The sequence below is a fragment of the Granulicella aggregans genome (assembly GCF_025685565.1).
In the GTDB taxonomy this organism is placed as follows: domain Bacteria; phylum Acidobacteriota; class Terriglobia; order Terriglobales; family Acidobacteriaceae; genus Edaphobacter; species Edaphobacter aggregans_B.
Window position 1 is genome coordinate 1,214,184 of sequence record NZ_JAGSYE010000001.1, and the last position, 20,485, is coordinate 1,234,668.

A 20,485-nucleotide genomic window follows, 5' to 3' on the forward strand; every position below is an offset into this window, starting at 1 on the left:
ACCGGAAGAGCTGGATGCACGCGATCAGCCCTGTACCACTAAGTTTCAAACCTTAACTTTTTTTGATCTCGATTTTTTGGAGATACAGATGATTGCTACGCTGAATCGCTTTTCTTTTTCTTTTTTCTTTGGGCTCGTTGTGTTGTTGGGCTGTGGCAGTGGGGTTCTACAGGCAAGCGGGGCATCACCCGCAGCGGTACAGACTAGTGGCGCATCGTCCGCGATCGCTATCTCTGTAGCTGGATCCGCGGTAGCGGCCATCGGAACGCCCGTGCAGTACGCGGCTTCCTTGACCGGAACGACCAATACTGGGGTGAGCTGGTCGATCCGAGGCACCTCCACCAGCGAGAACTACGGCACAATTTCGGCTTCAGGTGTGTATACGCCGCCTGCTACGGTGCCAATCCATAACATCATCTCCATTGTCGCGACGAGCACGGTCGACCCGACCAAGAGCACAGCGACAACTGTCACCATCATGAACCCGGTCCCGGTCGTCTCCACAGTGACCGCGACACCCGGATATCACAGCACCTTTCTGGTGAATGTGATGGGCAGCAACTTCCTGCCATCGTCCGTGATTCTGTATGGAAGCTACGGTGTCCCGACGACTTACGTAAGTTCAACGAATCTCCAGTTCACACTGTCGAGCCCACCGGCCGCGGGCACGCTTGTGTCCATCGCTGTCGCGACCCCGGCCCCTGGTAAGACCGTATCCGGCAATTACAGCTTCGCCGTTCCCGCGACCGTAGGCGTTACAGTAACCGGCCCGGCTCAATCGACAGTCAATGTGTCGTCCCAGTTCAAGGCTGCCGTGACTGGAACGGACAATCAGGCTGTTACCTGGGCGGTTGCGAGCGCCGCCCCCAGCGAAAACTACGGCACGATCAGCGCCTCGGGTGTGTACACGCCTCCGGCCATCGTTCCCGCGCACAACATCATCGCGGTGATTGCCACCAGCGTGGTCGATACGACCAAGACCTCCACGATGACAACGACGCTTTCTACTGCGGTGCCTACCATCTCTTCGGCGACGCTTACGGCAGCCGCGAAGAGCACCTTTCTGGTAGACATCAAAGGCTCGAACTTCATTCCGACCTCCTATGTTCAGTACCTCGGCTACGGTGTCCCAACGACGGTCGTCAGCGCGAACGAATTGCAATTTACGCTGACCTCTCCGCCGGCTGCCGGAAGCTCGATCTCTTTGATCGTGGTCAGCCCAGGAACGGGAAAGACGCAGTCTACCGCTTACAGCGCTGTCGTTCCCTCTGCAGTCGCCGTACAGGCCACTGGAAACGCGACGGTAACGACGGGCCAGCCCTCCCAGTACACAGCGACGGTGACGGGTACCACGAACACCGCCGTGACCTGGAGCATCGCCGGGGCATCGACGAGCGAGAACTACGGAACCATCTCCTCGGCCGGTCTCTACACGCCTCCGGCGACTGTACCGGTACACAATGCCATCTGGATCAACGCTACCAGCCAGCTCGATCCGACCAAGACATCCGCAGTCGCTGTGACCATCTCCAACCCGGTCCCGGCGATCACGGCAGCGAACCTTACCCTCACCAGCAAAGGTGGCTATCTGGTCGATGTTCTGGGCAGCAACTTCACCTCGGCGTCGACGGTCATCGACGGTTCAGGCGTTCCGACGACCTATCTGAGCTCTTCGCATCTTCAGTTCTCGATCGCCACCCCGCCAGCTGCGGGAACCCTGGTGCCGATCTCGGTTATCACTCCCGCTCCGGGAAGAACTCAGTCCGCAACGTACAGCTTTGCGATACCCGGTGCCGTGGCCGTATCTGTAACAGGGTCGTCGACAGTGGCTACCGGAACACCCGCGCAGTTCACCGCCGCTGTGACCGGCACGACGAATACCGCAGTCACCTGGCAGATCACGGGTGCCTCAACCGCCGAGAACTACGGGACGATCTCCGCCGCGGGGCTCTACACGCCTCCGCCAGCAGTGCCAGTCCACGGTCAGATCTGGATTACTGCAACCAGCAAGGCTGACACGACCAAGAACAACGCGATCAGCGTAACGATCAGCAACCCGGTTCCGGCCATCACCTCCGCAACCTTGACAGCCGGCAACAAGAGCACCTTCCTGGTGGATGTGTTCGGTACGAACTTCATGTCCGCTTCAACAGTTCTCTACGGCGGATACGGTGCGACGACGACTTATGTGAACTCCGGCCATCTGCAGTTCACCATCACGAACAATCCCGCTGCCGGCTCGGTTGCCGTCCTTGGCGTCATCAACCCGGCCCCCGGCAGAACGCAGTCGGCAAACTTCAACGTGACGATTCCGGGAGCGGTCGCCGTCGCGGTCACCGGGAATACGACAGCCTATCTCGGTACCCCGGTTCAATACACGGCAACCGTGACCGGATCCTCGAATATAGCTGTGACCTGGTCGCTCACGGGAGCCTCGGCGACCGAGAACTACGGGACAATCTCTGCGACCGGTCTGTATACACCGCCTGCCACGGAGCCTGTCCATACCGGCGTGACGATCATCGCGACCAGCCAGGCCGACACGACCAAGAAGGCGTCGATCGGGGTCGGGCTGCTCAATGCCGTTCCGCTCATCACCTCAGCCACCGCAGCCACCAGCGGTAAGAACATCGCCCTCACGGTGAACGGCAGCCACTTCATTCCCACGACGTTCCTGCAGTTCGAGGGTGTGAACCTTGTGACCACGTTCGTGAGTTCGACCCAGCTGACCGCTACGGTCACCACCACGCAGACTGCGGGTGGAACGGCACCTGTCATGGCGATCACGCCGAATCCCGGTATGACGCAATCTGCCACCTACACCGTGCAACTGCCTGGCCAGGTTGGCGTCACCGTCATCGGGGCAAGCCAGGTGGCCGCCGGCGAGACGGCTCAATATGCCGCCACGCTTACGGGAACGACCAATACCGCAGTGACGTGGTCGGTGACGGCTGCCAACGGAGCCAACCCGGGCACCATCTCATCGACCGGCCTCTATACACCTCCGACGACAGTAGGGTCTAACCTTCCCGTGACCATCACGGCAACCAGCCAGATCCAGCCAAGCAGCTCGGGCTCGGCGACAGTGAACGTGGTCGGTGTCTCGGTCGTGGCTGCGGGACGCCTGCTCGATCAGAGCACCTTTGGTCCGACTGAGGACCTGGTCGCGCACGTCCAGACCATCGGCCTGAGCAACTTCATCGATGAGCAGATCGCTATGCCGGCGAGCTATCTCCCGCTGCAAAGCCAGATGCCGGCAGCCTGCGCAAGCAATCCTTACATCTGCATCGACGAATACTGGTGGCAGGATGCGATCACCGGACCGGACCAGCTTCGTCAGCGCGTCTCGATGACGCTGACAGAGATGCTGGTAGTGAGCTATGAAGAGGCGAACACCGCCATGGTTGGTGCCTACTCGAACCTTATGACGAAGGATGCCTTCGCCAACTGGTCGACCATCCTGAAGGACATGACGCTGTCGCCTGCCATGGGACGTTACCTGAACATGGCCAACAGCGGTAAGCCGGCAGCGGGGGCCATTGCGAACGAGAACTTCGCTCGCGAGAACATGCAGCTCTTCAACCTCGGGCTGTACATGCTAAACCAAGACGGTACGCTGCAGACCGACAGCAGCGGCAACCCGATTCCGAGCTACACCGAGGCTCAGGTCGAAGCCTTCGCCCGCGTCTTTACGGGATGGACCTATGACATGGGAGCGGGACAGACGACCTTCCCCAACTGGAGCGGAAGTCTCTACAACCCGATGGTGGCCGTCGAATCGGCGCACGACACTACGGCCAAAGTGCTCCTGAACACCACGCTTCCGGCAGGACAGACTGCGGAGCAGGACCTCGATGCGGCGATCCAGGATGTCTTCAATCATCCCAACGTAGGACCGTTCGTCACCAAGCAATTGATCCAGCACCTGGTCAAGAGCAATCCTTCGCCGGAGTACGTGGGTCGCATTGCAGCAGTCTTCGCAAACGATGGCAACGGAGTGCGCGGAAATATGGCGGCGGTGGTCAAAGCGCTGCTGCTCGATCCGGAGGCCCGCGCGGGTGACACGACAGAGTCGGCGACCGACGGCTATCTTCGCGAACCGATTATCTGGACGGCAAACATCCTGCGCGCTCTGAATGCGGTGCCGAAGGCGGCTTACAACGACTACACCGCCTATACCTCGATTGACAGCTTTGCCAACAGCCAGGGGCAGCGGGTCTTCAACTCTCCGACCGTCTTCAACTTCTACCCCGCCGAATGGACGCTGATGAACACGGGGCTGAATGGTCCTCAATTCGCTCTCGAGGACACGGCCACGATCATGCAGAAGCTGACCCTCTCGAGCAACGTAGTGAACAACCAGCTCGGCAGGCTGACGATCGACCTGACAGCGACGGGCCGGTTGGGCACGATGGCCGCGGCCAGCAACGATGTTCTCCTGCAGGAGCTGAGCAACCTCTTCCTGCATGGAAATATGTCGACGCAGATGCGCACGACCATCATGAACGCGATCTCCAGTACGACCGATCCTGCACAACGAGTGCGTACCGCTGTCTACCTGATCATCAGCTCGCCGCAGTACAGAGTCATCCACTAGAAACGCGTTGCCACAACTTGCAGCTTACTTGTCCGTAGTTTTATCGGGAGGATCTGAATCATGAACATCCAGCGCAGGAGCTTCTTACGTTACATCTCACTTGCCGCCGCCGGCTCAGCGGCAGGAATCGGGCCATTCGGCGCACTCAACGCGTTCGCGCAGTCCGGCTCGTCGGACTACAAGGCGCTGGTCTGCATCCAGCTCGATGGCGGCAATGACGGCAACAATCTGATCGTACCGTCCGATAGCGCTGGATATCAGAACTACGCAAAGCTGCGCGGTCCCTTGAGCCTGGCGCAGGGCAGTCTGCTTCCGCTCAACGGTCTGAGCTACGGACTGAACGGAAATCTTCCCGGCATTCAATCCCTCTTCAACAGCGGCCACGCCGCGGTGCTCGCGAACGTTGGAACGCTCGTTGCTCCCACGACGAGACAGCAGTATCTCAGCGGGACCGCAGTGACTCCGCACAATCTGTTCTCGCATATCGACCAGGAGACGCTCTGGCAGAACTCCGCCCAGGATGTCACTGGAAGCACGGGATGGGGCGGTCGCATCGCGGACCTGCTTCAGGGCGGCAACTCCCCGGCGCAGTATCCCGTGGTCACCTCCGTGACCGGGTCGCACATCTTCTGCAACGGCTACAACACCTCCTATGCTTCTGTCATCCCCGGCAACACCGGCAGCGTGTTGTGCACCGAAAAGTCCGGCTGCGATACGCGGCTTCAGGCAGCTCAGGACCTGCTGACCTTCAACAGCGGTCTGACGCTGGTGCAGGCGGATGACACGCTGACGCAGAATGCGTACAGCTACTCCAAGGTGCTGCAGGACGCAGTCTCCTCAGCGCAACCCATCTCCACCGTATTCCCGACAGGCCCCGTGACCTCCCTCGCCGCTCAGCTCCAGCAGATCGCCCAGATCATCCAGGTGCGTTCGGCTTTGGGAACGGGCCGGCAGATCTTCTTCGCGACCCAAACCGGATACGATCTTCACGCCGACCAGGTCTCGCTGCACCCAAGCCTGCTGCAGGACATGAACGCCGCCATCAGCGCGTTCTATCAGGCAACTGTGGAACTCGGCGTCAGCCAGCAGGTGACGACCTTCACCACCTCGGACTTCGGTCGCGCGTTGCAGCCGAACTCTGCTACCGGCAGCGATCATGCCTGGGGCGGTCACCACATCATCGTTGGCGGAGCAGTCAAGGGCGGCAAGCTCTACGGGACCTATCCCACGCTTGCTCTCGGTGGTCCGGACGACGCTGGAGTCAACGGCCGCTGGATTCCAACCACGTCGGTTGCCCAATATGCGGCGACTCTCGCCAGCTGGTTCGGTGTCGCTGATGCAAACCTCAACAGCGTGCTTCCCACGCTCCCGAACTTTGAAACCCGGAATCTCGGGTTCATCTAGACGTAGGCCCCTCCCCCGTACCAAATCAAAGGCCGCATTGATTGCGAGAGTTTCGCAATCCTTGCGGCCTTCAGCCTTTAAGTCGCTGGACATCTCCCCATTGCTGAAGGAGAACGCTTTGAGAACTTGTCAAAACTTCGACGTTGGATTTCTCCAGCTTCAGAAAGACAGCAAAGACAAGAACAAGAACGAAATGCGGGGGTCTCTCCACTGCGCATCGCGATAAAGCTGCGATGCTCCGGTCGAGATGACGAATTCAAAGGGAGCTTCGATCAAGATGACGAGTTCAAAGGGAGCTTTGATTGTGAGGACGAGTTTTTAGAAGGTTTCCGGGGCTTTAGTGGAACGGGCAGTCCGTCCGATAGAGCGAGGTGGCCGTCACAGGCACTACGATCAGCTTGTCCGGATACTTCGCCGCAACGTCCCCGCGCATGAACAGCGCCCGGTCGAGATCGCCATACGGAGCGTTCTTTACGAAGACGTAGTCCTTCTGGAAGATAGGGTCGGCCTTCATCTCGTCGATCATCTGTGAGCGGTCGTTGTTTTCGAGAGGACACTGCCCGTCGACGATCTTCTGGCCGCTGATATAGCCATCGATGAACTGCGGATGCCGTGACATCACGTAGCCCATGTCGGACTTTGAGTCCACGATGCCGCTGGTCAGCTGCAGGTGGCCGTGTTTCGCGATGTAGGAGTCGTTCAGGCCAAGGTTATCGATGTAATTTCCTGGCACGTAGAAGGGCCACTGTCCGGCCAGGGCTACTGAAGACAACGCATCGGGTGCAGCGAACTGCCTTAGCCACGCGTAGAAAGGGCTGGGTGGCTCCAGCTTGAACGGCCCATACTCAGTGAGCAGCTTCTCCTGCCGGGGGAACAAGAGCGCATGTCGCGTCGCGATCGTCTCCAGGTCGGTCAGCGCGATCAGGCCGACCGCGAAGATCAGCGCCTTGCGCTGGTCGGGAACCAGGAGCGCGAGGGTCACGGTGAGGTAGAGAATCCAGATCGGCGCAATGTGTGCGAACTGCCGCGAAAAAGGAAACGCAGTCTCCGGATCTCCACCTACCTTCAGGATGTAGAAGGCGTACAGCGCGAAGAACCCGAGCAGAAAGACATGGAGGCTCAAAGTGAACTTGCGTCGTGCTGCTGCTACCAGGCCTAGAGCGAAGACGATTGTGAATGGAGCCACCGCGATAAAGAAGTGCCGCACGTATCGCATCCCGAGCAGAAGCCGGTGCGAGAGCGTGCCGCCGGTCGCCTTGGCGAAGTAGGTATTCGGCACCAGCTCACCGAAGTGATGGAGCCGGTAGGCGGTCATTGCAGCCAGCATAGCCACAGCGCTCGCAATGGCGAACGCGGGCCAGCGGCTCTTACGGCGGAAGGCGTACAGCCAGTAGCCGTTGACCAGAACCGCGATCACGATCCCCTCTGGCCGAGTGAATACGAGTGACAACGCCAGCAACGACGACCAGATTGCTCGAATTCCATTGCTGCGCCAGAGAAAGGGCGTCAGCAGCGTGGCGGCAACTTGTACGCAGACGAAGGTCACCTCCATGCCGGTCATGGAGTAGTAGAGCAGCGGGATGTAGAGGGCGGAGATGATCGCAGCGAGAAAGAGCGGCTGTTCGAAGTTTTCGGCGAGAGCGCTTTCGTTGCGCTCACGAAGCGAGGCGACCAGGAAGAGCAGGGAAGTAAGCGCGTAGCTGAGATATCCCGCCAGCTTCGAGACGAAGAACGGCGACAGCCCAACCTTCTCCCCGAAGCCAATCAGGAACATCCAAAGGCTGCTGCTGAATCCTTCCACTGGCGGCTGGCCGACGTTCCAGGTGCCAATGCCGTCACCCACGGCGAAGGCATGAGAGTAGTGGAACGTGATGTAAGCGTCCTCGAGCGTAATCGGATAGAAGAAGATCACCGCGAGCGTGCCTGCCAGCAGGCAGGCGAAGTAGAGCAACAGGGGATTGGCGCGGGGGCGTTCTACAGCTTCCATCGGGGTCTCCTGCAATTTTAGGATGTCTTTTGCGCCCTTCTTTTGGGCAATCGGTTGGTTGTGTTAAGCGTATCGCAACGGAGCAGAACGAAAGCAGAAGCGGACAGGTCTAAGGGTCTGTGAACTGCTTCACTGAGCGATCGATGCTGCTTCCATCGATTCGCGAGGGCGCTTGTCGAAGCTCGCGAGGATCCACCGGCGCAGCGGCGCCTCGACGAAGTAAAAGCTGAGGACGCTCAATGTGATGGTGAGCGCCAGGTACAGGGCATACGCCCACGGCTGCGCGATCGAATGGATCGATTCGAAGATGTGCAGCATGGGGATGTGAAGAAGATAGAGCCCGAAGCTGGCCTCGCCCAGCACCACGAGCCAGGGGACGCTTAGAAGCCGCGCGAATACGGTGGAGCTGCTCGATAGCGCCCAGATCAGCAGCATGAAGATCGGAGCGAGAATGCCGTCGCCCAGATTGTGCAACGGTACCCAGGGCGAGATCTCGACGACCGCAACCGTTGCAATGGCCGCAGCTGCCAGCGCCGTGTAAGCCTGCCAGGACTGCGGACTCTTACTTTGCGAATCAAACTGCCAGCTCGCAAGAAGAATGCCGAGAGCGAAGGTTGAGAGATGCAATAGCGGAATAGGTTGAAAGGGGGAGAGATCAAAGAAGGTCGACCAGGCGAAGACGATCGCCTGTCCCCCAACAAACAGCAGTACCACCGCCGTCCAGCGCGCGGTTCCTCGAAGCCGCCACAAAGCCGGCCCGATGAAGGGGAAACTCAGGTAAAACAAGGTCTCGGCTGAGAGCGACCAGTTGGGAAAGTTGATGCCTGCAAACTTCACCAGCCACGCGTGCAACATCAGAGTCTCCACCACGAAGTTGAGCGGAACCTTCAACAGGGCGTGATGCACGCTGGAGAGCCGCGCCAGGCCACGGAAGGCGAAGGGAAGATCCATCAGGAGGGTGATGAAGAAGAGCGGATACACCCGGGCGAAGCGCGCTATGAAGAACTTGCGCCGGTCGATCGGCTTTTCTCTTCGCAGATAGACGATGGCGAGGATGTACCCGGAGAGCAGGAAGAAGAAGCTGACGGAGACGAATCCGAGAGAGAGAAACCGGCTGCCGAAGTTCGGCAGCGCATCCGCAGGGTGCGGGGTGTCGATGTTTCCCGGGAGGAACTGGCCACGCACCAGGTTTCCGAGCGTGTGGTAGATGACGACGAAGAAGGCCGCGAAGAAGCGAAGCGAGGTGAGCGGATGAATCTTTTCGGCACTGGAGTTCGGCGCGGCGCTCATACGGATTCCTCTGGGCTCCCAAGGAGTGCGCGTTAGTAGCTTGCGCTGCGAAGTTCGGCGCGTCACCCTGTGATCGAGCGACGCGCCGGTAAGCCTTATTTCACCGATTTGAGCGCCTTGAGAACGATCGGGGGTAGAAGATCCTTCGCGAGGCGGCGACCGAGCGGCTCTTTTTGCTGATAGAAGGTGGGAGCGTAGATCGAGCTGTGCGCCTTGAAGTCCTTCTCGCCGACCGTGTGATAGTAGGTGGCGAAGGACATCCGCGAGCGTGTGTCGGAGAGGACCGGTCGAACGGCATGGAAGTTCTTGTCGCCAATCTCCATGATGAGCGTCCGGTTGAAGATCGGCTCCACGACCTTCTCGCACTTCGTCGCATCGTCGTTGTAGAGCTCAAGCTGTCCGCCGAGCGCGGGGTCCCAGTCGTGGTTCAGGTAGGTCAGCATGGCCAGACGCCGGAAGAGTCCGGTATTCATATCGGTGTTGCGGTCCGCGTGAATCTCGAACTTGCCACCTGCCGGAACGACGTGGTATCCCGCGCCTCCCAGGTAAGGATCGCCCAAGAGCCCCCAGATGCCGGTCATCTCCGAGAGAAGGTAGAGAAATCCGGCAGAGTTCAGGAAGGCCGCAAACTGATATCCCTTCGGTCCCAGGTCGACGGCGGAACGAAAGTTCGATTTGACCGACTGGGCGTTCCGATCGTGGACCCACTTATCGTCGGTCAGAGGTGGCAGCTCTTCGAGCATGTCCTCGAGGGTCTCCGTCGGGAAGAGGTTGTCGATGACCAAGTGGGGGAAGGGAACCGCGTTCTTGTACCGCGAGTACATCTCAGAGGTCGGTGCGGGGAGACTGACTCGATCGGTAAGCATCGATGCAATCCCTTCAATATGACCAATGTGCGTTGTTTTTACAGCGGTCTCTGTCTGCATGAGTCACCCCCGGTCGAATCTATGTTGCCAAAGGATTCCCGGAGCGATTTCGGCCTTCCGCTCGGTCCGGCACCCGCTAACTAATTGTAATTGCAGAAGATGTTGGATCTCACCAACGGTTGGCCGCACTCTCATTCTAGCAATTGGGAAAAACTTTGACAATCTGATGAGGCATGCTTCAATCCATGTCGAGATCGTCCGAGATCCTTGGAAAGCAAAGATTGGAAGCGAGTAGAACGGCGAAGAGAAGATTGAGCCAGAGATGCCTGTAGAGGAGCCGGACCGGATAGGTCAAGCGCATCTCCAGGGTATGTTCGTCCGAGGGGCGCTCGGGCTCAGGGGTGGAGAAGATGGACATAGGGTAAGGAAAAGGTAGTCGAAACGCTCTTCAAAGGAAGCAGGAAACTTCGATTTCCCATCTTTCATCTTGTAGAGTCCGCCGGATCCGCGTTCTTTCAACCGGCATACATAGAGGTGTGCGGTGAAGGGAAGAGCGGCTAAACCGAGTCCATTGCCGCAGTTGCCCCGGAGTGTATTGCCTTTCTCCTGAAGAATCGTTGCCGCTCCATCCAGAGCGCGGCACCGATCGCATCCTGTCGCTCAATGGAGTACTTGACGATGGAGGCGGCGGCGTTTGCGGCCGCTTCGAAGAAGCGTGCCCGCCAGGTCGGTGCGCAAAGAATGCGTTGCAGAGTCAGATCATCCGAGTGCTTCTCAAACCGGGGAGTGGTCATTAAAACTCCGAAAGTGATGCAGGATTCAAATTGATATAAGTCGTTCTCGTTGGTAGCCTGAAACAGACGACGTCTGGGTCGCACTATTCGTCAGGCTTCCTGATCTTAGATGCCAGCGCATGGCTGAGTACATGGCGCGTTGGTTGTACCGGATTTGATGCAAATGTCTCGCTCGCCGCGCCCTTCCCCTCTCGGAAAGATTCGCGTGGCGCGCATAATCTCCAATCGAACGCCTGGAGCAACCGTAAGGGGTGAAAGGCACCCGCACTCGATTGCCACGCCAAGAAGAGTAGACACGCTGGACCGAAGAGTCCAAACAGTGATCTGGACTGAAAGACCTGGGTGACAGCCCGGAACAAGGAGAGTCTTCTGCCTACGATCAAACGCATCATGGATATAAAGCCTGGAGAGCTGTTCCACAGGCTTTGGCTGAAACTTGCCTCTGAGGATGTAGGAAGATCAAGGTTCCTGCTGAGGCGGCTCGAAAATCGCAATGCAGCGTCGCGCGAGCCGCTCATCGCCGCCGGAGGACCGGTCGTATCCCTCACCACCTACGGAAAGCGAGTGGATACGGTCTATCTGACCCTGGAATCCATCGCATTGGGCTCTCTTCTCCCCAGCCGCTTGATCCTCTGGCTCGATGAGATCGACAGGCTGGAGAACCTCCCTGAAACGCTTCGCAGGCTCCAGGCGCGGGGGCTTGAGGTCCGCCAGACTCCGAATTATGGGCCACACAAAAAATACTATCCCTACCTCGAGTCCAGTACCTTGCTCGATGCTCCTTTAGCGACTGCGGACGACGACGTAGTCTATCCTCATGGCTGGCTCAAAGGACTCGCAGATAGCTACGCAGAGTTCCCTTCGCTGGTTAGTTGCTATCGCGCCCATGTCGTCCGTTTTGAGGGGGGGCGATTTGCCCCCTATGTCACCTGGAAGCGATGCCGGTCGACTCAGCCCAGCTTCCTGCACTTCGCAACGGGAGTTTCAGGCACCATCTACCCGCCGGAGTTGCAAGAGAGGATCAAGGCGGCCGGGCGGGGATTTGAAGACCTTTGCCCTCGCGCAGACGATGTCTGGCTTCACCAGCAGGCTTTGCGCGGAGGATATCGCATCAGGCAGTTAAAGGCGTGGGAGCAGAGCTTTCCAGAGTTACCAGGAACCCAGGACATCGGGCTCGTTGTAGAGAACGTACATGGATCACAAAATGACCTTCAGATTGAAAAGACATACAGCGCTGAGGACATTGCGCTGCTTAAGTCGCAGATTCAGCCGGAATAGATGACGTCTTCATTCCAGAAGCGGTGTTTTGCGCCTGCATACTCGCGAAATCCGAATCCAAAGCGTCCATGAAGAGTCAACCACAACATCCTTGGGTTGAAGGCTTAAAACGAGCTGAGAAGGAAGGGGGGCCTACTGCCGTATCGCGATGCAAATCCGGGGCTTAGCCCAGGCGCGGTCTCCCACCGGCTCTGGCTCGAACTGGCCGGTCTGGACCTCCGCAGCACCGGCTTCTGCCTGCGACGCCTCAAACGTCGCAACCGCATCGAGACTGCATCGGTTATCTCAGCAGAAGGCCCGGTCGTCTCCATGACCAGCCACGGGAGCCGGGTTGAGACGGTCTATCTCACCCTGGAGTCGATTGGCAGGGGAATCCTGCTTCCAAGGCGGCTGATCCTCTGGCTGGACGACGAGGTGGCCTTCAGGAATCGTCCGGAATCGCTGCGAAGACTTGAGGCCCGGGGTCTTGAAGTAAGGCTCGCCGGCAGCTACGGCCCGCACACAAAGTACTATCCCTACATCGAAACCCAGACTGCGCTGAACGCTCCTCTGGTCACAGCCGACGACGACACGCTCTACCCAGCCGGATGGCTCAAGGGGCTTGCCGACGCATTCATGCGTCATCCCACGCTGGTCTCTTGCTGTCGCGCCCACAAGATCCTGCTCGAGGGCCCTGGATTCGCCCCCTACGTGACCTGGGAGAGGTGCGGCTCGACTGCTCCGAGTATTCTCAACTTTGCCACTGGCGTCTCCGGCGTCATCTATCCACCGGCGCTGCAGCGACAGCTAAAGGCCGCCGGTCTGGACTTTGCGGAGCTCTGTCCCAAGGCCGACGACGTATGGCTGCATCTGCAAGCTTTGCGCGGAGGATTCCAGGTGCGCCAGATCAAACCCTGGGAACAAAGCTTCCCAACACTGCCTGGCACCCAGGGAACAGGCCTTATCCAGGGTAATGTGCATGGCTCTCAGAACGATGTCCAGATCCGCAGAACCTATACGGCTGCGGACATCGCCTTGCTCCAGGCGGCCTACGCAGTCCAGGATTCCGCGGCTGCATCCTGGGTAGACTAAAGCCGATTCAAAAGCAAAATGCGGAACCGAAGTTCCACATTTTGCTTTTGATCTGTAAGTAGGCCGGAAAGACAGGTTGCTTATACGTCGTCAGCGTCAACCAGCAAGCGACGCTTTTCAATTGCGCTGAAGTCGCCGATCAGAGCTGCCTTCATGTATCCACGGGTCAGGCCGCGCGCATGGGCGAAGACGATCGAAGCGTCGTGCATGCGACCGCGGCAGGCAACCAGAGCCGCGCGGAGAAGGTCGTAGGCCAGCAGGGCGACCCATAGCACGATGGTCGCGTGACGCCGAACCAGCACTCCCATGCCGCTGCCATACTTCACGGCGCGGTCGGCGGTGACGGTGCCACTCAGCATGTCGCGCACCGGGTGATAAATGTTCATCTTCGAATCGAGCCTGCCCTTGACGCCCGTCTTCAACTGGCGAAGGCAGAAATCAGTGTCCTCGCCGTAGTTGAGCGACTCGTCAAAGAAGACTGCGCGCATCTCTTCGGTGCAATCGAAGAACATGGTGGGGCACATCGTGGTGCGCAGGGAGTTAGATACCTTGAGGTCGCACTCTTCCTGGAACCACCGGTTGCCGCTGCGAACACCGTCTTGATCGGTGCAACCGACAGCCAGAATCTTATAGTCGGAGTGGTCATTGAACCAGGCCTCAACGTCCCGCACCAGCGTGGACGGATACCAGCAGTCGTCATCGGGAAAACTCACGATACGGCCGCGTGCAGCGCGGAAACCGGCGTTGCGGGCTGCGGAGACTCCACGCGGCTCCATGCGTAGATGGTTTATGTCGAGACGGTCGCGAACCGCTTCGATGATCGGCACCAGGCGATCATCCTGGTTCTGATCAACGATAATTACCTCCATCGACGCATGTTTCTGCGCGACGAGGGAGTCCAGCAACTGCTCCACTTCTCCGGTCCGTCCTTTGGTAGCGCACACCAAGCTAATGATCGGCATATTTGGATTAGATCACGAATTCATGCAAGAGGTTTACGCTAACGCATCAAAAAAAATATCTGCGGGAGGATTTTTAGTGCTGGAAGATGAAAAAGATGGGGCCAAGTATTTGATAAAGCAGCCAAGAGTGTTGCTGATCGACCTGGGAGCGCACTTTGGAGGCGTGGAAAACTACCTGGTGAGCCTCACGGCTCTTCTCACTGGCAAGGTGGAGTTGCATGCCCTCTGCGTTTTGCCCGAGCTGGCAAGGCGCCTGGAAGCGGCGGGAGCGAAGACTACCCTTCTGCCCACTCTAGGAGGATCCCTGAAGCCGCTCCGTTTTCTGTTGACCGCATTGATTCTCCCCATCATTCTTCTTCGGGACCGAATCGACATCATCCAGGTAAACGGATTTCTTGAGGCGACTCTCATGCTCGAGGCCCGGCTCCTGGGCCGCCGTGCCGTCTACACCCGGCATGGCCCGTTTGAGATGGAGCTCTTCCCCTGGTATCGCGCCCCGCTCAAGTTTCTTCCTCGCGCGCTGGCGCGAATCAGCGTCCACCTGGCCACTCAAGTGGTCTGCGTCTCCGAGACAGTCGGAATCGGCGTGAAAAAGATCAGGCCTGCGGTGCCGACCGTGGTTATCCCGAACTGGCTGGCCGGGCAGGGTTCTCCGCAACTGGTCCGCTGCGAGCCCGGACGCGAGATCACGATCGTATGCGCGAGCCGCCTCGAACGATACAAGGGAATACAGCTGGCCATTGCCGCCATCCGCGGGGTTCCCGGCGCGAAGCTGGTTGTCGTGGGAGATGGCCCTTACCGGGGTGCGCTCGAGGAGATGTCGACCGACCTGATCGCCTCGGGAAAGGTCGAGTTCGCCGGCTTCCAGAAAAATATGCAACCTTATTATGAGTTGGCGGACATCTTCTGCATGCCATCGCTCGGCCCGGAGGGCCTGCCGATGTCGAGCCTGGAGGCGATGGGCCGGGGTCTACCGTGCATCCTGAGCGACCTGCCGGTGCATCGGGAGATTACAGACGACGGCGTGGGCGCGGTGCTCTTCGCGTCGGGGGATGAGAGTTCGCTGCAGCAAGCCATGATACGAGTAGCAACAGATGTCGCAGTGCGAGCGAAGTTCGCCAGGGAATGCTATCGCATCATCGGCGAAAGATACACCGCAGAGCGGGTGAGAGTGGCGTATCTGAAGGTCTTTGCCTGAAGCCATGTAAGCGTGGCTTTGGAAGTGGCCGCACGACCTTTTCCGTAACGAATTAAAAGGAGAGAGCTTGGAGAGCCGCGATAAGAAGGTGCTGGTCTTTGCAGAGCGTATGCTGCCCTCGACGCAGACGTTCATTCCCTTGCAGGTGAATGCACTTACGCGATATCAACCCCAGTACATTGGGCTGATTCCCGCGGAGAAAAACTACCCGATGGAAGATCCGCCGATCATGTTGACATCGGAGCGAACGCGGGTGGCGCGCGTCCGGCGCGAGGCGTACCGCTGGACCGGGGTGGCTCCGGGATTCCACTCCCAGGCGCGGGCGGTGAAGGCGGACATCCTTCACGGACATTTTGCCGAAGGAGGGCCGGCGGCGGTATTCCTGGCGGAGGCGACGAAGCTTCCGCTGATGCTGCATCTTCGTGGCGGGGCAGAGCTTATGGCTGACGAAGACCTGCAGAAGCAGCTCTTTCAGCGACCCTTTCTGGCCTGGCGGGAGCGCCTCTGGAAGCGCGCCTCCATGTTCCTATGCGTCTCCGAGTTCATCAAGGGCAAAGCCATCAAGTCCGGATTTCCCGAGGCGAAGCTGCGCGTCCACTACACCGGGATGGATCTGAGGAAGTTCACCCCCGTGCTTCCGATCGTGGAGATGGATCCCAAGCTCGTGCTCTACGTTGGCCGGCTCGTGCCTTATAAAGGGTGCGATTACCTGCTGCGGGCGATGGCGCAGGTTCAGCAGCGCCAGGCGGAGGCCCATCTCGTAGTTATCGGAGATGGCACCTTCCGGTCGGAGTTGGAACGTCTGGCGGGAGAACTCGGCGTACGGTGCAAGTTCCTCGGAGAGCAGCCGCAGGCGGAGATTCACAAGTGGCTGGATAAGGCCCGCGTCTTCTGCGCGCCCAGCGTTACTCTTTCCGATGGCATGAGTGAGGCCTTCGGCAACGTCTTCTCCGAGGCCCAGGCGATGGGTGTGCCTGTCGTTAGTAACCGGCACGGTGGTATCCCGGAGACGATGATGGAGGGTGTGACCGGCTTGCTCGCCGAAGAGCGCAACGTCGAGATGTTGGCGGCGCACCTGCTGCGCTACCTCGAAGACGACGGTTTCTGGGCAGCCTCGCGGGAAGAAGGACTGCGGTGGGTCCGGTCACGATTCGACGTACACACGCAGACGGCTCGCCTGGAAGAGATCTACGACGCCGTGCGGGCAAACTTCCGGCCCGGAAAGGCATCACAGAATAGTGTTGCCTTCGAAACCAACTAAATTAATTGGGTAGGCCCCGAGCCGGTTCGAACCGGCGGGTCTGCCTCTTCCAGCGGTCGTAGAGCGCAGCTCCTCCATGCGTGGTGTGCAACCCGCGTTGCGATGGTAAGTTGCTGTAGATTCAAAGGTTCCTTCTGCTTCCGAGACGTACCACGAAAGTGTTAGACGGTAGTTTCTAAGTGGGTGCACAGGGCTTGATTTTCTTGACACTCAAAACCCCGAATGGTAACTTTCGGTCAAGTTCGCTTTTGCTGAGAAGAGAGAATCCTTACCCGAGAAGTTGCATCGGGCAGGGCTAGGGGTGTCTCCATTCGCGCGGTTTTCAACCAGGCAAACCGAAAGTTCGAGGGATTTCCCTCCGAGCGAACAACCATCCGAACGTCCAGACACAAAAGAGGCGAGTCCAAGCTAGATAGTCCGATCCCACGGATCTTCAGACACATCGCACTGACCCAAGTGTCGTAATGAAAGAGGAAAATGGCAAACTACGCGCTCGACACACCGCAGGCAGTTGAAGCGGGACTTACTGTAAACGATCTTGTCCGGGTGCTTCGCAGGCGCCGGAATGTTGGGCTGATCATTCTTGGGGCATGCTTTCTTTTGGCCCTGCTGTACTGCATCACCGCGACCAAGCGGTATGCGGCTGTCGCTCTCGTTCAGGTTCAGAAGGAAGGCGCAACCCCTATCGATCTCACTGATCTGGGTGCCCCTGCAGCGGGCCTTGGTGCAGACGCGGCGGCGACGAGCATCAATCTCGAGACGCAGACTCAAATCCTGCAGTCGGACACGCTTGCCCTGGCCGTCATTCGCGACCTGAACCTGGAGGCAACCCCCGACTTCAAGTCTCACTGGAACCCTATCAGCGCGGTCATTGGCCTCTTCACTCCCTCCGGGAAGCCCGATCCTCAAGGTGCTTCGCTCGAAGATTCGCCCGCCCGGCGAACCCGTGCTATCCACAAGTTCGAGAAGAATCTTACCGTTAAGGTTCTTACCGGGACCCGCTTGCTCCAGGTCAGCTACGCTGATCCCGACCCCAAGCTCTCAGCCGCGGTTGTGAACAAGCTCGTCCAGAGCCTGACCGACTTCTCTTTCGAGTCGAAGACCGCGTCGTCCTCCGAGGCGAGCGACTTCCTCCAGAGCCAGCTCGCCGACCTCCGCAAGCAGAGTGAGGAGGACCAGGCCAAGCTCGCGGCGCTACAAAAAGGGACTGACATGTTCAGCCTCGGTACCGACAGCAACGGCCACGAGCAGCTCTATTCGAGCGTTCTCGATAAGTTGCAGCAGTCAACCGCCGCGCTCTCCGCCGCCAATCAGAACCGGATCGTCAAGGAAGCTGTCTACAAGGCGGTCAGAACCGGAAACGCTGAATTGATCTCCGAGCTTAGCGGTACGGCAGGCGCAGCAGGTGGAGCTCCTGTCGCCAACTCGCTCGTATTGATTCAGAACCTTCGGCTGCAGCAGTCGACCCTGCAGCAGCAGATCGCGGACGGCGAACTAAAGTACGGCACTGCTTACCCGAGGATGGCCGAGCTTCATGCGCAGCTGGACCATGTGAACACAGCGCTGAACGACGAAATCGCGCGTGTGGCCACCAGGGCGAAGAACGACTACGACATTGCCGTGTCGAACGAGAACCAGATTCGTGTCGAGAATGAAGCAAACCATCGTGCGGCTGACGCCCTGAAGGACAAGGCTGTCGACTACACCATTCAACGCGACGAGGCCAACCAAAGCCGGACCCTCTACGAGGACCTGCTGAAGAAGTTGAAGGAGACGGGCGTTCTCAAGGGGCTGAAGGGCGGCGACCTTTCGATCGTTGACCCGGCGCGCGTTCCCGCCGCTCCCTCCAAGCCGGACACCCTGCTTGTGTTAGCTGGATCTATCGCTGTCGGACTGCTCTTTGCGTTTGGCGGAATGCTGATCGCGGAAGGGCTCGATCGCAGCATCCATACGACGTCCCAGATCGAACAGATGGGGCTTCCATTGATCGGCATCCTTCCCGAGTATGGGAACGGACAACCCGCGATCGAAGGTATGCGCGGACTGCGTACGCTGGCGGCTCCCCGGTCGGCATACAGCGAAGCGGTTCGTAGCATTCGTAGCTCGCTTGTCACGGTCGGCGTGGCCCAGCACCGGGTCATCGTCGTGACCAGCGCCAACGCCCATGAAGGAAAGAGTGTTACCGCCAGAAACCTGGCGGTCAGCGTCGCCCAGCAGGGCAAGCGCGTCGTGCTGGTGGATGCGGACTTCCGCAGTACGGCAGATGCGGGCCCCGAGTTTACTGCGAAGGAGGGCCTCTCGACCCTGCTTGCCGGACCTCCAGTGGCTCCCACTCTTTTGCAGGTGCCGAAGCAACCCAATCTGTTCATCCTTCCCGGAGGCGCTACGCCGCCAAACCCTGCCGAGCTGCTGAGCTCGCCGCGGATGAATCTCCTTATCGATGAACTGAAGCAGCAGTTTGAACTCGTTCTGATCGACTCTCCCCCGGTGCTTCCGGTCGTCGACGCAGCAATTCTGAGCGCGATGGCTGACTCCACTGTCCTGGTTGCGCATCAAGGGGTCACGGAAGAGGCGTCCCTCGCTCGTGCCTATCAGATTCTGGCATCGCGAGCCAAGCCAGACAGTATCGCTGTGGTCTTGAACGGTGTCAGCACCAACTCCGATCTTTACCATAGCTACTTCGGCAAGACGACCGCCAACTACTACCAGGAGGACGCGCATGAGACTGCTTAAGACTTTTTCCTTGGCGAAGATTGTGGCGATCTTCCTGTTCCTGTTTGCAGTGATCGGCGCCCGTGCCCAGGAGAGCCTGCTCATCGGCCCTGGAGACCTGGTCCATGTCGTCTACTTCGACGCCGGCGAATTGAACCAGCAGAGCCGGGTCACCGACGCCGGTGATTTCCCCTTGTTGATGGGCGGCAATATCCGTATCGCTGGCCTGACCCCTGAGCAGGCCGCGGCAAAGATCGCCGCTTTCATGTCGAGCTCGCATTACCTCGTGAATCCTCGTGTCGTGGTGACCGTCGATAGCTATGCCACGCAGTCCGTCTCCGTGCTGGGTGCGGTTCATCTCCCCGGCGCTTATCCGATCGCGACCGGCAAGACGATCTCCGAGGTCCTTGCACTCGCGGGAGGGCTGTTGCCTGATGCTGATAGGACCGTCGTGGTACAGCGACGGGTTACCGGGGAGCTGTTGACCTTCTATAACGCGAACTCTCCTCTGACCACGCCTGACTCTAGCGCGCCGGGAGTGAAGCGCACCGGGACGACGCTGCTCACCCGCGAAGTAATGGTGTATCCCGGAGACACGGTTCGGGTCGCCCACGCGGAGCTGGTCTATGTCCTGGGCGACGTCGGCAGGCCTGGCGGATTCCCCATCGTGAACAACGATGCTCCGCTGACGGTGCTTCAGCTGATCTCCTTGGCGGGCGCAACGAACAAGACGGCAAATCCGAACAGCGCCAGACTGATCCGTAAGCTGCCGGATGGCAAATTCGAAGATATCCACCTCCCTCTCTCTTCCATGCAGAAGGGCAAACAGGCAGACCGGCCACTGCAGGCGGGCGACATCATCTATGTGCCGTTCAGCTATCTGAAGAACGCTCTGCTCGGTGTCGGCAACATAGCCAGCGCCGCAGGCAGCGCCACCATCTATCGCTACTAAACGCCTGACGAGGACCGATTGGATCATCCGGTCCTCTTCAGGATGTAGTTCTCATTTGGCTTTGTTCCGCCTCTCTGACAGATAGGGCAGGCTTCGGCTCCTGGGAGCGCACC

13 protein-coding genes are annotated in these 20,485 nt (G+C 59.0%); 8 read left to right on the forward strand and 5 right to left on the reverse strand.

Annotation, left to right across the window (positions count from 1 at the left end):
* The first annotated feature begins 88 nt into the window (after positions 1 to 88).
* Positions 89 to 4,597 carry a DUF1800 domain-containing protein gene (locus OHL18_RS04870; protein ID WP_263373699.1) on the forward strand — a complete coding sequence of 1,503 codons (4,509 nt, stop codon included), beginning with the start codon at positions 89 to 91 and terminating at the stop codon, positions 4,595 to 4,597.
* Positions 4,598 to 4,657: 60 nt separating this feature from the next.
* Positions 4,658 to 6,001 (forward strand): DUF1501 domain-containing protein, encoded by a 1,344-nt coding sequence (locus OHL18_RS04875; RefSeq protein ID WP_263373700.1) that lies wholly within the window; start codon positions 4,658 to 4,660, stop codon positions 5,999 to 6,001.
* A 337-nt stretch (positions 6,002 to 6,338) separates the two neighbouring features.
* Here the strand turns inward: OHL18_RS04875 and OHL18_RS04880 are convergent, their stop codons facing one another.
* From OHL18_RS04880 to OHL18_RS04895, 4 genes are all read right to left on the reverse strand, one after another.
* Complete coding sequence (locus OHL18_RS04880) at positions 6,339 to 7,988, reverse strand: hypothetical protein (RefSeq protein ID WP_263373701.1); 1,650 nt, start codon at positions 7,986 to 7,988, stop codon at positions 6,339 to 6,341.
* Positions 7,989 to 8,117: 129 nt separating this feature from the next.
* Positions 8,118 to 9,278, reverse strand: coding sequence for an acyltransferase family protein (locus OHL18_RS04885; protein ID WP_263373702.1), 1,161 nt, complete (start codon positions 9,276 to 9,278; stop codon positions 8,118 to 8,120).
* Positions 9,279 to 9,373: 95 nt separating this feature from the next.
* The gene (locus OHL18_RS04890) at positions 9,374 to 10,144 is read right to left on the reverse strand and encodes a 2OG-Fe(II) oxygenase (protein WP_263373703.1); all 771 of its coding nucleotides are present in this window, start codon (positions 10,142 to 10,144) and stop codon (positions 9,374 to 9,376) included.
* Positions 10,145 to 10,701: 557 nt separating this feature from the next.
* Complete coding sequence (locus OHL18_RS04895) at positions 10,702 to 10,938, reverse strand: hypothetical protein (RefSeq protein WP_263373704.1); 237 nt, start codon at positions 10,936 to 10,938, stop codon at positions 10,702 to 10,704.
* A gap of 390 nt (positions 10,939 to 11,328) precedes the next feature.
* Between OHL18_RS04895 and OHL18_RS04900 the strand changes: the two genes are divergently transcribed.
* Positions 11,329 to 12,216, forward strand: coding sequence for a hypothetical protein (locus OHL18_RS04900; protein ID WP_263373705.1), 888 nt, complete (start codon positions 11,329 to 11,331; stop codon positions 12,214 to 12,216).
* 309 nt (positions 12,217 to 12,525) lie between these two features.
* Positions 12,526 to 13,287 (forward strand): hypothetical protein, encoded by a 762-nt coding sequence (locus tag OHL18_RS04905; RefSeq protein ID WP_263373706.1) that lies wholly within the window; start codon positions 12,526 to 12,528, stop codon positions 13,285 to 13,287.
* 80 nt (positions 13,288 to 13,367) lie between these two features.
* On the opposite strand, the gene OHL18_RS04910 is transcribed toward OHL18_RS04905, so the two are convergent.
* Positions 13,368 to 14,249 carry a glycosyltransferase family 2 protein gene (locus OHL18_RS04910; RefSeq protein ID WP_263373707.1) on the reverse strand — a complete coding sequence of 294 codons (882 nt, stop codon included), beginning with the start codon at positions 14,247 to 14,249 and terminating at the stop codon, positions 13,368 to 13,370.
* Between the two features lie 76 nt (positions 14,250 to 14,325).
* Between OHL18_RS04910 and OHL18_RS04915 the strand changes: the two genes are divergently transcribed.
* The 4 genes from OHL18_RS04915 to OHL18_RS04930 all read left to right on the forward strand — a co-directional run bounded on the left by OHL18_RS04915 (position 14,326) and on the right by OHL18_RS04930 (position 20,372).
* Complete coding sequence (locus tag OHL18_RS04915) at positions 14,326 to 15,447, forward strand: glycosyltransferase family 4 protein (protein WP_263373708.1); 1,122 nt, start codon at positions 14,326 to 14,328, stop codon at positions 15,445 to 15,447.
* Between the two features lie 67 nt (positions 15,448 to 15,514).
* On the forward strand, positions 15,515 to 16,708 hold the full coding sequence (locus tag OHL18_RS04920; RefSeq protein ID WP_263373709.1) for a glycosyltransferase: 1,194 nt from the start codon (positions 15,515 to 15,517) through the stop codon (positions 16,706 to 16,708).
* 477 nt (positions 16,709 to 17,185) lie between these two features.
* A complete protein-coding gene (locus OHL18_RS04925; RefSeq protein WP_263373710.1) occupies positions 17,186 to 19,441 on the forward strand; it encodes a GumC family protein in 2,256 nt (751 codons plus the stop codon).
* Positions 19,428 to 20,372 (forward strand): SLBB domain-containing protein, encoded by a 945-nt coding sequence (locus OHL18_RS04930; RefSeq protein ID WP_263373711.1) that lies wholly within the window; start codon positions 19,428 to 19,430, stop codon positions 20,370 to 20,372. Before OHL18_RS04925 ends, OHL18_RS04930 begins: the two co-directional genes overlap by 14 nt.
* The last annotated feature ends 113 nt before the right edge of the window (positions 20,373 to 20,485 follow it).